Source organism: Sphingomonas sp. JC676, assembly GCF_014489075.1.
Lineage (GTDB): Bacteria > Pseudomonadota > Alphaproteobacteria > Sphingomonadales > Sphingomonadaceae > Sphingomonas.
Genome location: NZ_JACTGR010000006.1, coordinates 16,223 through 28,417 on the forward strand (window position 1 = coordinate 16,223; position 12,195 = coordinate 28,417).

The 12,195-nt window shown below is 66.3% G+C and carries 15 protein-coding genes; 9 read left to right on the plus strand and 6 right to left on the minus strand.

Annotated elements, in window-relative coordinates:
- Positions 1–29: 29 nt before the first annotated feature.
- The 7 genes from rutB to IAG41_RS18540 all read left to right on the plus strand — a co-directional run bounded on the left by rutB (position 30) and on the right by IAG41_RS18540 (position 5,700).
- Entirely contained in the window at positions 30–770 is a 741-nt protein-coding gene (gene rutB, locus IAG41_RS18510; protein WP_222950771.1) for a pyrimidine utilization protein B, read from the plus strand.
- A gap of 3 nt (positions 771–773) precedes the next feature.
- On the plus strand, positions 774–1,157 hold the full coding sequence (gene rutC, locus IAG41_RS18515) for a pyrimidine utilization protein C (RefSeq protein ID WP_187730165.1): 384 nt from the start codon (positions 774–776) through the stop codon (positions 1,155–1,157).
- Complete coding sequence (gene rutD, locus IAG41_RS18520; RefSeq protein WP_187730166.1) at positions 1,157–1,957, plus strand: pyrimidine utilization protein D; 801 nt, start codon at positions 1,157–1,159, stop codon at positions 1,955–1,957. The genes rutC and rutD overlap by 1 nt, the downstream gene beginning before the upstream one ends.
- Positions 1,958–1,962: 5 nt before the next feature.
- On the plus strand, positions 1,963–3,027 hold the full coding sequence (gene rutA, locus IAG41_RS18525) for a pyrimidine utilization protein A (RefSeq protein ID WP_187730167.1): 1,065 nt from the start codon (positions 1,963–1,965) through the stop codon (positions 3,025–3,027).
- Positions 3,028–3,073: 46 nt separating this feature from the next.
- Positions 3,074–4,489: a M20/M25/M40 family metallo-hydrolase gene (locus IAG41_RS18530; protein ID WP_187730168.1), complete on the plus strand. Its 1,416-nt coding sequence runs from the start codon at positions 3,074–3,076 to the stop codon at positions 4,487–4,489.
- A 52-nt stretch (positions 4,490–4,541) separates the two neighbouring features.
- Positions 4,542–5,204 carry a ligase-associated DNA damage response endonuclease PdeM gene (gene pdeM / locus IAG41_RS18535; RefSeq protein WP_187730169.1) on the plus strand — a complete coding sequence of 221 codons (663 nt, stop codon included), beginning with the start codon at positions 4,542–4,544 and terminating at the stop codon, positions 5,202–5,204.
- 163 nt (positions 5,205–5,367) lie between these two features.
- A complete protein-coding gene (locus IAG41_RS18540) occupies positions 5,368–5,700 on the plus strand; it encodes a UrcA family protein (protein ID WP_187730170.1) in 333 nt (110 codons plus the stop codon).
- Between the two features lie 10 nt (positions 5,701–5,710).
- Here the strand turns inward: IAG41_RS18540 and IAG41_RS18545 are convergent, their stop codons facing one another.
- The 3 genes from IAG41_RS18545 to IAG41_RS18555 form a co-directional block, all read right to left on the minus strand.
- Positions 5,711–6,394 carry a GIN domain-containing protein gene (locus tag IAG41_RS18545; RefSeq protein ID WP_187730171.1) on the minus strand — a complete coding sequence of 228 codons (684 nt, stop codon included), beginning with the start codon at positions 6,392–6,394 and terminating at the stop codon, positions 5,711–5,713.
- A 40-nt stretch (positions 6,395–6,434) separates the two neighbouring features.
- On the minus strand, positions 6,435–7,151 hold the full coding sequence (locus tag IAG41_RS18550) for a head GIN domain-containing protein (protein WP_187730172.1): 717 nt from the start codon (positions 7,149–7,151) through the stop codon (positions 6,435–6,437).
- Between the two features lie 120 nt (positions 7,152–7,271).
- Positions 7,272–7,805, minus strand: coding sequence for a CarD family transcriptional regulator (locus tag IAG41_RS18555; protein ID WP_187730173.1), 534 nt, complete (start codon positions 7,803–7,805; stop codon positions 7,272–7,274).
- A gap of 261 nt (positions 7,806–8,066) precedes the next feature.
- Between IAG41_RS18555 and IAG41_RS18560 the strand changes: the two genes are divergently transcribed.
- Entirely contained in the window at positions 8,067–8,507 is a 441-nt protein-coding gene (locus IAG41_RS18560; RefSeq protein ID WP_187730174.1) for a tetratricopeptide repeat protein, read from the plus strand.
- Positions 8,447–8,941: a tetratricopeptide repeat protein gene (locus IAG41_RS18565; protein ID WP_187730175.1), complete on the plus strand. Its 495-nt coding sequence runs from the start codon at positions 8,447–8,449 to the stop codon at positions 8,939–8,941. The genes IAG41_RS18560 and IAG41_RS18565 overlap by 61 nt, the downstream gene beginning before the upstream one ends.
- 4 nt (positions 8,942–8,945) lie before the next feature.
- Here the strand turns inward: IAG41_RS18565 and fdxA are convergent, their stop codons facing one another.
- The 3 genes from fdxA to IAG41_RS18580 are packed head-to-tail and all read right to left on the minus strand — an operon-like array spanning position 8,946 to position 12,114.
- The gene (gene fdxA, locus IAG41_RS18570; RefSeq protein ID WP_187730176.1) at positions 8,946–9,284 is read right to left on the minus strand and encodes a ferredoxin FdxA; all 339 of its coding nucleotides are present in this window, start codon (positions 9,282–9,284) and stop codon (positions 8,946–8,948) included.
- A gap of 60 nt (positions 9,285–9,344) precedes the next feature.
- Entirely contained in the window at positions 9,345–9,626 is a 282-nt protein-coding gene (locus IAG41_RS18575) for a S4 domain-containing protein (RefSeq protein ID WP_187730492.1), read from the minus strand.
- 13 nt (positions 9,627–9,639) lie between these two features.
- Entirely contained in the window at positions 9,640–12,114 is a 2,475-nt protein-coding gene (locus IAG41_RS18580) for a helicase-related protein (protein ID WP_187730177.1), read from the minus strand.
- Between the last annotated feature and the right edge of the window lie 81 nt (positions 12,115–12,195).

Sequence of the window (12,195 nt, forward strand, 5' to 3'; positions counted from 1 at the left end):
GACATTCGCGTCCATGACGGGAGCGCGCGATGCAGGGTGAACCAGGGGTTGGCCACGGACTGACCGGACCGCGCGTGGTGACCCTGCCCGCCCGCCCCGAGCCGATCCGCGTCAATGCCGACGAGACCGCGATCGTCGTGATCGACATGCAGAACGCCTATGCCTCCGAAGGTGGCTATGTCGATCTCGCGGGGTTCGACATCGCCGGCGCGGCGAGCACGATCGACAAGATCGCCACCGTGCTGGACACCGCGCGGCGCGCGGGAATGCAGGTGATCTTCCTGCAGAATGGCTGGGACCCCGATTATGTCGAGGCGGGCGGTCCGGGCTCGCCCAACTGGCACAAGTCCAATGCGCTCAAGACGATGCGCGCCCGCCCCGAGCTCCAGGGCCAGCTGCTCGCGCGCGGCGGCTGGGACTATGCCATCGTCGATGCGCTCAAGCCCCAGCTGGGCGACATCTCGCTCCACAAGACGCGCTATTCCGCCTTCTTCAATTCGCAGCTCGACAGCACGTTGCGGAGCAGGGGCATCCGCTACATCGTCTTTGTCGGCATCGCCACCAATGTCTGCGTCGAGAGCACGCTGCGCGATGGCTTCCACCTCGAATATTTCGGGGTGATGCTGGAGGATGCGACGCATCATCTCGGGCCGCCGATGATGCAGGAAGCCACGGTCTACAATGTCGAGAAATTCTTCGGCTGGGTCTCCACCACCCAGGATTTCTGCGGCAGCTTCGGCCAAATCCCCACAGAGCTTCCCCAGGAGTAGAACATGCCCTTCGAGCCAATCAATCCGCCGCAATTCCCCACCCCGATCGCGCCCTATTCGGCGGCCGCAAAGGCCGGCAACACCGTCTATGTCTCGGGCGTGCTCGCGCTCGGCGAGGGCGGCGCGGTGCTCCATGTCGGCGATGCGGCGGCACAGACCCGCCATGTGCTGGAGGTCATCAAGACCACGCTCGAAGCCGCCGGCGCGACGCTGGCGGATGTCGCGATGAACCATATCTTCCTGAAGGACCTGGCCGATTACGCCGCGTTCAACGCGGTTTATGCCGAGTATTTCCCGGGCGCCAAGCCGGCGCGCTACTGCATCAAGACCGAGCTGGTGAAGCCGGATTGCCTGGTCGAGATCGCATCCGTGGCGCACCTCGCCTGATGCCGCATGCGAACGGGCTCTGGTACGAATGGCGCGGCCTCGAGAATGGCGAGGTCCTGATCCTCTCCCCCGGGCTAGGCGGGTCGGCGAACTACTGGGCACCCAATCTCGACGCGCTTGCGGTGCGCTACCGCGTCCTGCTCTACGATCATCGCGGCACCGGCCGTAGCGACCGCGCGCTGCCCGAAACCGTCACGGTCGAGGACTTCGCCGCCGACATCCTCGGGCTGATGGACGCACTCGACATCGCCCGCGCCAATGTGATGGGCCACGCCGCGGGCGGTGTCGCGGCGCTGGCGCTGGCGCTGATGGCGCCCGAGCGGATCGACAAGCTGATCGTCGTCAACGGCTGGGCCGCGCCCGATCCGCATTTCCTGCGCTGCTTCGACGCAAGACTCGCATTGCTGCGTGGCAGTGGCCCCGAAGCCTATCTCCGCGCCCAGCCGATCTTCCTCTATCCCGCCAACTGGATCTCGGCACATCATGATACGCTGGAAGCCGAGTTGCCCGTCCAGCTCGAACATTTTCCCGGCGCCGAGACGATGGAGAAGCGCATCGCCGCACTCGCCGCCTTCGACATCTCCGCCCGCCTGCGCGACATTCACCGCCCGGTGCTGGTGATCTGCTCGGACGACGACATGCTCGTTCCCTCCAATGCCGGCGTCGCGCTCGCCAACGGCCTGCCGATCGCCGGCTTCTGCCGCGCCGAGCATGGCGGCCATGCGGTCAACATCGTCGATCCGGACGCGTTCAACAGCTTCGTGCTCGCCTGGCTGGCGGGCGAAATTCCAGAGGAGTGAGCCCCATGCAAGTCGGCGTCTTCGTGCCCATCAACAATAATGGCTGGCTGATCAGCGAGAACGCGCCGCAATACATGCCGAGCTTCGATCTCAACAAGGAGATCGCGATCCGCGCCGAGAAGCACGGCTTGGATTTCCTGCTCTCGATGATCAAGCTGCGCGGCTTCGGCGGCAAGACCGAGTTCTGGGAGTACGGCCTGGAGAGTTTCACACTGATGGCCGGCCTCGCCGCCGTGACGAGCAAGATCAAGATCTACGCCACCTGCCCCACGCTCGTGATCCCGCCGGCCTTCGCCGCACGCATGTGCAACACGATCGATTCGATCAGCCACGGCCGCTTCGGGCTCAACCTGATCACCGGCTGGCAGCGGCCCGAATATAGCCAGATGGGGCTGTGGCCGGGCGACGAGCATTTCCGCAACCGCTACCAGATGCTCGACGAATATGCCCGCATCCTGCGCGAATTGTGGGAGACCGGCCGCAGCGACTTCAAGGGCGAATATTATCAGATGGACGACTGCCTCGTCCGCCCCACGCCGACCGGCGACATGAAGATCATCTGCGCAGGGAGCTCGGACGAAGGCCTCGCCTTCTCGGCCAAATGGGCGGACTATGCCTTCTGCCTCGGCAAGGGCGTCAACACACCGACCGCCTTCGCCTTCAACAATGCGCGCCTCGCCGCCGCCACCGCCAAGACCGGCCGTGACGTCTCGGTCTTCGTCCTCGTCATGATCATCGCGGCGGAGACCGACGAAGATGCGATGGCCAAGTGGAAGTCGTACAATGACGGGGTCGATCTCGATGCGATCGCCTGGCTCAAGGACCAGGGCGCGGCGGACAAGCACAACACCACCACCAATGTGCGCCAGCTCGCTGCCCCGGAAGGCGCGGTCAACATCAACATGGGCACGCTGGTCGGCAGCTACGAGAGTGTAGCGCGCATGCTCGACGAAATGGCCGAGGTGCCCAATACCGGTGGCGTACTGCTCACCTTCGACGATTTCATCGAGGGGGTCGAGGCCTTCGGCACACGCATCCAGCCACTGATGAAGAGTCGCCGGAACAGCTGATCCCGCCCGGCTTGCGGGGCGCGTTTCGCGGGCCTACCTCAAGCGCATGACCGACTCCACTACCGCCCTCGACTATGCCGAGCACCACCTCGACGACAGCCTCGATCGCCTGTTCGCGCTGATGCGCGTGCAGTCGGTCTCGACCGATCCCGCCTATGCCGCCGAGTGCCAGCGCGCGGCGCAATTGCTCGCCGACGAACTCACCGAACTCGGCTTCGAGGCGCGCGTAGCACCGACCGAGGGCCATCCGATGGTCGTCGCGCATCACGACGGTGACGGTCCGCACATCCTCTTCTACGGGCATTACGACGTCCAGCCGGTCGATCCACTCAACCTGTGGCGGCGCGATCCGTTCGATCCGGTGATCGAGACCCGCGCCGACGGTGCGAAGGAAATCGTCGGCCGCGGCGCATCCGACGACAAGGGCCAGCTGCGCACCTTCGTCGAGGCCTGCCGCGCCTGGAAGGAGACCGAAGGCAAGCTCCCCTGCCGCGTCACCATCCTCTTCGAGGGCGAAGAGGAATCGGGCTCGAAGAGCCTCGAGCCGTTCCTGCGCGCCAATGCCGAGGAATTGAAGGCCGATTTCGCGCTGATCTGCGACACGCTGATGTGGGACACCGAAACGCCCGGCCTCACCATCGGCCTGCGCGGCATGGCGGCGGGCGAGGTAACGATCCGCGCCGCGCGCCGCGATCTGCACTCCGGCCTGTACGGCGGCGCCGCGCGCAACCCGATCCAGATCCTCGCGACGATCCTCGGCGAGATGAAGGACGCAGACGGCCATGTGACGCTCAAGGGCTTCTATAACGGGGTCGATCCGGTGGCACCTGCGGTGCGCAAGTCCTGGGACGCGCTCGGCTTCGATGCGAACGAATTCCTCGGCGAGGTGGGTCTGCGCCTCCCCGCGGGAGAGGCCGGCACCGACGCGCTCGAGCAGATATGGGCGCGACCGACCGCCGAAGTGAACGGCATCTGGGGCGGCTATACCGGCGAGGGCTTCAAGACCGTGATCCCGGCAGAGGCGCACGCCAAGGTCAGCTTCCGCCTCGTCGGCCACCAGGATCCGGACGCGGTATGGGCGGCGTTCGAGGACCATGTCCGCGCGCGTCTCCCCGCCGACTGCACCGCCAAATTCACCTCGCGCGGTCCCGGCAGCCCCGCGGTCACCGTCGCCAGCGACAGCCCCCCGCTCGAAGCGACGCGCGCCGCGCTCGATCAGGAATGGGGCAAGTCGGCGCTGATCGGCTGCGGTGGTGGCATCCCGGTAGTCACGTCGATCCGCACTATCCTCGGCATGGACACGGTGCTGGTCGGCTTCGCGCTGCCCGACGACAATATCCACTCGCCCAACGAGAAATACGACCTCAAGAGCTTCCACAAGGGGATCCGCTCCTGGGTGCGTATCCTCGACCGGCTCGGCGCGATGAAGACGGCCGCCGCGCCGGAGACCGCAACCGCCTGAAATCGCATGCGCTCCGGTTGACGCGGACCCGCGGAGGCCGGATAGCAACGACATGGTTCCCCTTTCGTTCGCCGGCCAAGATTTGAGGGTGCTGCCCGAGGGCGCGCTCTATTGGCCTGCGCGAAACGCGCTGCTTGTCGCCGATCTGCATTTCGAGAAAGCGAGCTGGTTCGCGAGCAAGGGCCAGATGCTGCCGCCCTATGATTCCATGGCGACGCTGACCGAACTGGCGGCTTTAATCGACCGCACGGGCGCGGCCGAGCTCTGGTGCCTGGGGGACAGCTTCCATGATTCCGCCGGCTGCGAGCGCCTGCCCGACGATGCCCGCGCGCTGCTGACCTCGCTTACCGCGCGGCTCGACTGGCGCTGGATCACTGGCAACCACGACAGCCTGCTGGTCGATCATTGCGGCGGCACGATCCTGGAAGAGGCGGAAGTCGGCGGTCTCATCCTGCGTCACGAAGCCGAGCCCGGCGATCCGCGCCCGGAGCTTTCCGGCCATTTCCATCCCAAGCTGCGCGTATCGGTGCGCGGCCGCCAGGTCGCCCGGCGCTGCTTCGTCGCCACCGCGACCAAGCTGATCCTTCCCGCCTTCGGCGCGCTCACCGGCGGCCTCGACGCGCACCATCCCGAGATCGTCCGCGCGGTGGGACGCGGCGCACAGGCGCTGGTAGCGCTGGAGGATCGCTTGCTGAGATTCCCGCTCGCCGCCTGAGGCACGCGGCCCGCCCGGGCGGCATTCTCCACCAAAGCCTCACAGACCGCTCATCCCGCCCGCACATCGCCTGAGCTAGGTACACCTCACCAAGCACCGAAGCATGGAGAGCGCGATTTCGCGCCACACCGCCGGCTTGTCCGGCGACCAGGGGAGGCTGACGATGTGGCTGAGATTCGTACCGCTGGCACTGATCGGGGCATGCATGGCGCCCGCGCCCGGCAGATATGCCGAGCCGGCGGCGCGTGTTGCCTATGGCGATCTCACGTTCAAAGCGCCCGCGGGCCGGGCTGAGCTTCACCAGCGGGTCGAGGCGGCCGCGCGCCAATTCTGCCGAAGGCACGGAAAGGACGTGACTCCGGGCGAATTGCGGCTCGACGCCTCCTATTGCCTCGAAATGCTGCGCGCCTCGATCGTCGATGCGATGCCTCGGGAGATCCGCAAATACTATGGTCTTGCGCGGCGCGAAGCCGGCATGCGGCGGCGCCGTAGGTAGGTGCCCGACCTCAGCGCCGAACCAGCTTGCCCGCGCCGCAATCCACCCGACCCGGACCGCTCACTCGGCATTCGGGTGCCCCGATGATGCCGATCCCGCCCGCGCCCGCCGCAATGATCTGCGCGGTGTAGCGCACCCCGACGCGCATATCGCCGCTGCTCTGGGAGAGTATCGTCGCGTCATTGGCGGTGAAACCGCCCCCGTCGATCGAACCGGCGCCATAGGAACTGAGCCGCGCCTTCCCCGCTTTGCCGCCGACCGTGACTGCGCCAGTGCCGTTCAGCGACACATTCGCCTCGTCCGCCTGAATAGCCCTCACGTCGAGCGCGCCCGCGCCGTTCAGCACCACATCGACCCGCGCGCCGCGCATCTCGGCGATCCTTACCCGGCCGCCGCCATTGACCAGCACGGCATGCAATGCGGGCGCCGAAATCGTGATCTTCGCCATCGCCGCCTGCTGCCCCACGCCGAGTGCTCCGGGGCTCACGAACAAGGTCGATCCGTCGACCCGCACCGAAACCTGGTCGAGCGCAGGCGTGTCACCCGATGCCGATGCGTTCGGCGACCCCGTGACCACCGTCACGTCGAACGGCCCGTCGACGCGAAGCCGCTCGAAGCTGCCGACGATGAAGCTGCGCTCCGCGGGCGCGGAAGCGGCGGTCAGCAGGAACAAGGGAATGGCTAGCCAGCGCATGCGGCGAGTGTCGCACCCGCCGCCACTCGGGCGCAAGCGCTTACGAGCAGTGCGCCTCGCCCGATCCCACGGCGTTGACCGAGCAATTGGCGCCGCCGGTCAGATCGACATCGCCCGATCCCGCGATCGAAACCGAAGCGCCGCCCTTCACTATGCCGCGCAAATTGCCCGATCCGACGATCGAGATGCTCGCGCCGCTGGCGGTCAGCTTCTCGCCGTCGATATCTCCCGACCCGACGATCGAAGCGGTAAGCTTGGCCACGGTCCCGGCAAGCGTCATGTCGCCCGATCCGGCGACAGAAAGCTTCGCCGCATTGGCGTTGAGTGCGGCGATGTCGAGATTGCCCGATCCCGCGACCGAACCGGTGAAATCGCCTTCGGCGCGGTCGGCAGTCAGATTGCCCGACCCGCTCACGCTCGCCAGGTTCAACTTGGGCATCACCACATGGATCTTGGCACCATGATCGCCCGACCAGTTGACGTTGTTCGACTTGCGGCCGACGCGCAGCGTACCGTCAACCACCTTGATCTCGAGCTGGTCGAGCACCTTGGGATCGCCCTCGGCGGTGACCGAGAAACTGTTGCCGGCCTTGACGTCGACATCGTCCGAACCGCGCAGATCGACCCCGGTGAAACCAGTCGCGTCAAAGCTGCGCGTGCCACCGCTGCCGCTCGGCTGCGCGGCATGGCCTTCCTTCTCCCAGCTCGCGTGGCAAGCGGTGACGGGCAGCATGGCGGCGATCAGGAACAGGCGCATCGATATCTCCCGGATGTCTATGTGTGTTGCGCCTGCAATACACCATCTTCCGGCAAAGGAAAAGGGGGCGAGCCACTGCCGGTCCGCCCCCTTTTCGAAATCGAACGCGGCTTCGCGCGGTTAGGCGGGAACCTTGTCCTTGTTGTGGATCGCCGCAGCAGCCTTGAGGATGTCGACGATTTTCACCAGCGCGGCCGGTTCGTCGATCTGCTCCATGGCGGCCAGTTCGCGCGCCAGACGGCTCGCGGCAGCTTCGAAGATCTGACGCTCCGAATAGCTCTGCTCGGGCTGGTCCTCGGCGCGGAACAGGTCGCGGACCACTTCGGCGATCGACACCAGGTCGCCCGAATTGATCTTCGCCTCATATTCCTGCGCGCGGCGCGACCACATGGTCCGCTTGACCCGCGGCTTGCCCTTCAGCGTCTCGAGCGCTTCCTTGAGCGTCTTGTCGCTGGAAAGCTTGCGCATGCCGACGCTCTCGGCCTTGTTGGTGGGCACGCGGAGCGTCATCTTCTCTTTTTCGAAGCGCAGCACGTAAAGCTCGAGCTGCATGCCCGCGATTTCCTGTTTTTGCAGCTCGATCACACGGCCAACGCCGTGCTTGGGGTAAACGACATAATCGCCGACATCGAAGGACAGCGCCTTGGCAGCCATGTGCGAGGAACCTTTCGTGATTTACCGTTCCCGATGGATTGCGGTGCTCGCCCAGGCGCGCTACGCGCATGGACAAGGCGGATCGGGACGAATTTTTTTCTTAAAGCGACTCCGTGCGAAGGCGACTCTACTGCCTCCGTCTCCGCCTATTTAACATGCTCGTAATAAAATTACCAGCCAAACGTAATCGCGAACGCGCAGAAAGCTGTGCATTGCGGGTAAAACCACGCGTCCTTCGGCAGCTCCGTGGAAAATGAATCGATGTTGTTTCCTCTATGTCCGGCGATAGCCCAGGCGGCACCGGACACCGGTGCCAATTTGTCGCGGGCCATGGAGCGGCTGCTAAAGATGCGCGCGACGCTGCCGGCCGGCGAATTCGTCCGTCAGGTCGAGACGCTGGCACTGGGCGGCGACGCCTCTGCAGCGGAGATGGCGGGGGAGGGCAGCCAGTTCGGCGGCATCGGCTGGCCGATCGATGCGCAAAAGGCCTGCGACTGGTTCGAGCGCGCTGCCGCGATGCGGGGCGATTCCGCGCATAATCTCGCTCTATGTCACGAGACCGGCCGCGGGCGCCCGCAGGACGCGGCACGCGCCCGGTTGCTCTACACCCAGGCGATCAGCCTCGGCTGGATCCAGGCCAAGTGCGCGCTAGGAACGATGCTGGTGTCAGGCAGCGGCGGGCGGACATCGGCAAGGGCCTAACGCTGTGCCGCGAGGCGGCCGAGGCGGGCAACCCCAGTGCGCAGACCGATTACGGCACCTTTCTGCTGCTCGGGAAGGGGTTGTCCCGCGACATGGTTGCGGCATGGCGCTGGTTCACGGCCGCGGCAAGCCAGAAGCAGGCGAACGCGGCGATGCTGTTAGGCCAGATGCTGTGGAACGGAGACGGCGGCGCCGCGGATCCGGAAGCGTCCGCAAAGTGGTTGAAGGTCGCCTATGACAATGGCCGAAAGGATGCCGCCGCATTTCTCGCCCGCGCTGCGTTCAAGCGCGCGGCTCCCGATGGCAAGGTCGTGGACCGCAGCGCCGCGTCAGATGCGGTCCATTGGTTGCGTATCGCCGCCGAAGAGGATCCGGACCCGGCCAAGCGAGCCGATTTCGCCGCGACCGTCAAGGATCTCGGCGTGGAAAACTAGAAACTTAGTTTCCGGTGCCGGGCGTCGCCGAGAAATACTTCTCGAACTTGCCGTCTTCGCCCTTGTGCTCGTCGGCATCGGCGGGAACGTCGCCCTTCTGGGTCACGTTCGGCCATTCCTCCGAATAGGTCTTGTTGAGCTCGAGCCACTTCTCGAGGCCATTTTCGGTATCGGGCAGGATCGCCTCAGCGGGGCATTCGGGCTCGCAGACGCCGCAGTCGATGCATTCGCTGGGATTGATGACGAGCATGTTCTCGCCCTCATAGAAACAGTCGACCGGACACACTTCGACGCAGTCCATATACTTGCACTTGATGCAGGCATCGGTGACGACGTAGGTCATGGGTCGGGCCTCTGTTCGAACGAAATTCCGTTGCCCTGCTATGCGCGCAGATTCGCGGCGTCAATCGAAGCGCGCTTCCTGCGAGACGTTCTCAGTGATCAAATCTTCATAGCACGCAAGCGCTTCTACCGGCGGGCCGCGCCGCTTGGGAAGCGCCGCGATCCGCAACACGCGCACCTGGCCGTATAGCGGAAAGGCGAGCACACAGCCGATCCGCACCGGTGCCGCCGATCGCTCGATCCGCCGCCCGTCGATGCGCAGCGTGCCCTTCTCAGCGATCGCTTGCGCGGCGCTGCGCGTCTTGGCCAGCCGGGCGAACCATAAGAAGCGGTCGACCCGCATCGTCCCGTCACGCTCAGCCACGCCGCAACACCTCGAGCATTGCAAAGGCGTTGTCCTTGGGTGGCGCCTTGGGCTTGGCCACCGGCACCAGCCCCTGCCAGATCCAGCGCGGCGGCTGCCCTTCCTGCGCGCGCGCAGTGCGGAAGCCGAGCTGCGCCATCAACCGGGAGAGCGTGTCCGCGTTCAGCCCCATCGACGTCGCCAGCGCCGGATCGGGTGCGAACGGCGCGCGGCCCTTGCGCGCATCATGGGCGGCGCGCGCGATCCGTTCGACCAAGTCGACGCGTACCGCTTGCTGCCCCAGCGGGCGGAAACCATAAGCGAGATCGGCGCCGGGTGCGTTGCGGGAAAGCACCGTGGCACCCTCGCGCGGCGTATCGGCCAGCGCCATCAGCTCGCGCCGCCAGCGCGCCGGGCCGGGCTTGAGCAGGGCCGGCGCGAAGAGGTCGAGCGTGCCGATCGTCACGCCGACCTTGCGCAGCTTCTTCCGGGCATCCGCATCGAGCGCTTCGACCAGGGCCGCAGCCGCACGACGCGGCAGCAACCCGCCCGCTTCGAGCAGGGCGCTCGCCAGCGCCCTGAGCGGCGCGCCTGCGCCAAGGTCGCGCGTCACCGCGTCGAGCCTGGCGAACACCGGCACATGCCGCTCGATCCGTTCCGCGAACCAGCGTTCGAGCCGCGCCTGCACCGCGGCCTTCGCCTGCGCATCAAGCACGTCGAGCGCGCGATCCAGTACAATCCGCGGCCGCGCGAGATGCTGGCCAGCGCGCAGTTCGGCGATCCCCGCGCCCCGCCACGTCAGCGTAATGCCGCTCAGCGCCAGATCCTCATCGCCCGCCTCCGCCAGCGCCTGGCCGCGCCGGCGCAGTTCGCCCGCCAGCCGCTTCTCCGCCGCCGCGAGCAGCATGCGCTTGTCCGCCGCGCGCGCATCGGGCGCCACGGTGAAGCGAAAGCCTTCCAGCCTGCCCAGGGGATGTTCCTCGACGCTCACTTCGCCCTCGGGTCCGATAGTCACCGGCAGGTTCGAGGCATCAGCGCCGATCTGCCGCAATAGCACCGTGGTCCGCCGGTCGACGAAGCGCTGGGTCAGGCTGGCATGCAGCGCGTCCGAGAGCTTCTCCTCGATCGCCCGCGTCCGCTCGGCCCAGTGGAGCGGCTCTTCCAGCCAGTCGGTGCGCTGCGCGATATAGGCCCAACTCCGCGTCGCCGCGATCCGCCCGGCGATCGTCTCGACATCGCCGCCCATATTGTCGAGCCGCTGGATCTCGTCGGCGAACCATTGGTGCGGCACATGGCCATTGCCTTCGGAGAGATGCCCGAAAAGCCGCCCGACGAAGCGCGCATGGGGATCGACGCCGAGCTTGCGGAAATCGGGCAGGCCGCACGCCGCCCAGAACCGCGCGACCATCAGCGGCGAGCGCACGCGCGCGCGCACCCAATCTTCCTCGGCCAGCCGCTTGAGCACCGCCAGGTCGACCGCCTGTGGTGCCGCTCGCAGCGCGTCGTTGTGCGGCCTGGTCTCCAGGCTCGCGATCAGCGCGTCCACGCTGGCAAAATCGGGCTCGCCCTCGCGCCAATAGAGATGCTCGAGCCGCGGCACCTGATGCGCCTCGATCGCCAGCACTTCCTCGGGTGTAAACGCGTTCGGACCCTGCTCGTGCAGCGCCCCGAACGTCCCGTCGCGCTGATGCCGCCCCGCGCGCCCGGCGATCTGTGCCATCTCGGCGATTGTCAGGCGCCGCTGGCGTTTGCCGTCGAACTTGGAGAGCGAGGCGAAGGCAACATGGGCGACATCCATGTTGAGCCCCATGCCGATCGCGTCGGTCGCGACGAGATAGTCGACCTCGCCCGCCTGGAACATCGCCACCTGCGCGTTACGGGTGCGTGGGCTGAGCGCGCCCATCACCACCGCCGCGCCGCCGCGCAGCCGCCGCAATGCCTCGGCTACCGCGTAAACCTCCTCCGCCGAGAAAGCGACGATCGCCGAGCGCCGCGGCAGCCGCGACAATTTGCGCGCGCCTGCATAGCTCAAGGTCGAGAAGCGCGGCCGCCCGATGATTTCGGCATCGGGCACCAGCGCCTTGAGCATGGGTTTGAGCGATTCCGAACCCAGGATCATCGTCTCTTCACGGCCTCGCGCGCGCAGCAGCCGATCAGTGAAGACATGCCCGCGCTCGGGGTCCGCCCCCAGTTGCGCCTCGTCGAGCCCCACGAACGCAGTTTCGCGCTCCAGCGGCATGCTCTCAGCGGTGCACAGCAGCCAGCGCGCTTTCGGGGGGAGTATCTTCTCCTCGCCGGTGATCAGTCCGACATTGGCCGCGCCCTTCATCTTGACGACGCGGTCGTAGACCTCGCGCGCAAGCAACCGCAGCGGGAAGCCGATCATGCCGCTGGCATGGCCGCACATCCGCTCGACCGCGAGATGGGTCTTGCCGGTATTGGTCGGGCCCAGCACCGCAGTGACGGGAGAACGCGCGAACTGGCTCATGGCATTGCCAAGATTGTTCCGAGTCAGCCCTTAAGCAACTCCCCCCAATTGCGAATCTTTGTTAACCATGGTGGTTCCCTG

Bases quoted from the DNA above. Each gene is read 5' to 3' on its own strand.
- rutB (WP_222950771.1), top strand. From the start codon at position 30: ATGCAGGGTGAACCAGGGGTTGGCCACGGACTGACCGGACCGCGCGTG.
- rutC (WP_187730165.1), top strand. From the start codon at position 774: ATGCCCTTCGAGCCAATCAATCCGCCGCAATTCCCCACCCCGATCGCG.
- rutD (WP_187730166.1), top strand. From the start codon at position 1,157: ATGCCGCATGCGAACGGGCTCTGGTACGAATGGCGCGGCCTCGAGAAT.
- rutA (WP_187730167.1), top strand. From the start codon at position 1,963: ATGCAAGTCGGCGTCTTCGTGCCCATCAACAATAATGGCTGGCTGATC.
- IAG41_RS18530 (WP_187730168.1), top strand. From the start codon at position 3,074: ATGACCGACTCCACTACCGCCCTCGACTATGCCGAGCACCACCTCGAC.
- pdeM (WP_187730169.1), top strand. From the start codon at position 4,542: ATGGTTCCCCTTTCGTTCGCCGGCCAAGATTTGAGGGTGCTGCCCGAG.
- IAG41_RS18540 (WP_187730170.1), top strand. From the start codon at position 5,368: ATGTGGCTGAGATTCGTACCGCTGGCACTGATCGGGGCATGCATGGCG.
- IAG41_RS18545 (WP_187730171.1), bottom strand. From the start codon at position 6,394: ATGCGCTGGCTAGCCATTCCCTTGTTCCTGCTGACCGCCGCTTCCGCG.
- IAG41_RS18550 (WP_187730172.1), bottom strand. From the start codon at position 7,151: ATGCGCCTGTTCCTGATCGCCGCCATGCTGCCCGTCACCGCTTGCCAC.
- IAG41_RS18555 (WP_187730173.1), bottom strand. From the start codon at position 7,805: ATGGCTGCCAAGGCGCTGTCCTTCGATGTCGGCGATTATGTCGTTTAC.
- IAG41_RS18560 (WP_187730174.1), top strand. From the start codon at position 8,067: ATGTTGTTTCCTCTATGTCCGGCGATAGCCCAGGCGGCACCGGACACC.
- fdxA (WP_187730176.1), bottom strand. From the start codon at position 9,284: ATGACCTACGTCGTCACCGATGCCTGCATCAAGTGCAAGTATATGGAC.
- IAG41_RS18575 (WP_187730492.1), bottom strand. From the start codon at position 9,626: ATGCGGGTCGACCGCTTCTTATGGTTCGCCCGGCTGGCCAAGACGCGC.
- IAG41_RS18580 (WP_187730177.1), bottom strand. From the start codon at position 12,114: ATGAGCCAGTTCGCGCGTTCTCCCGTCACTGCGGTGCTGGGCCCGACC.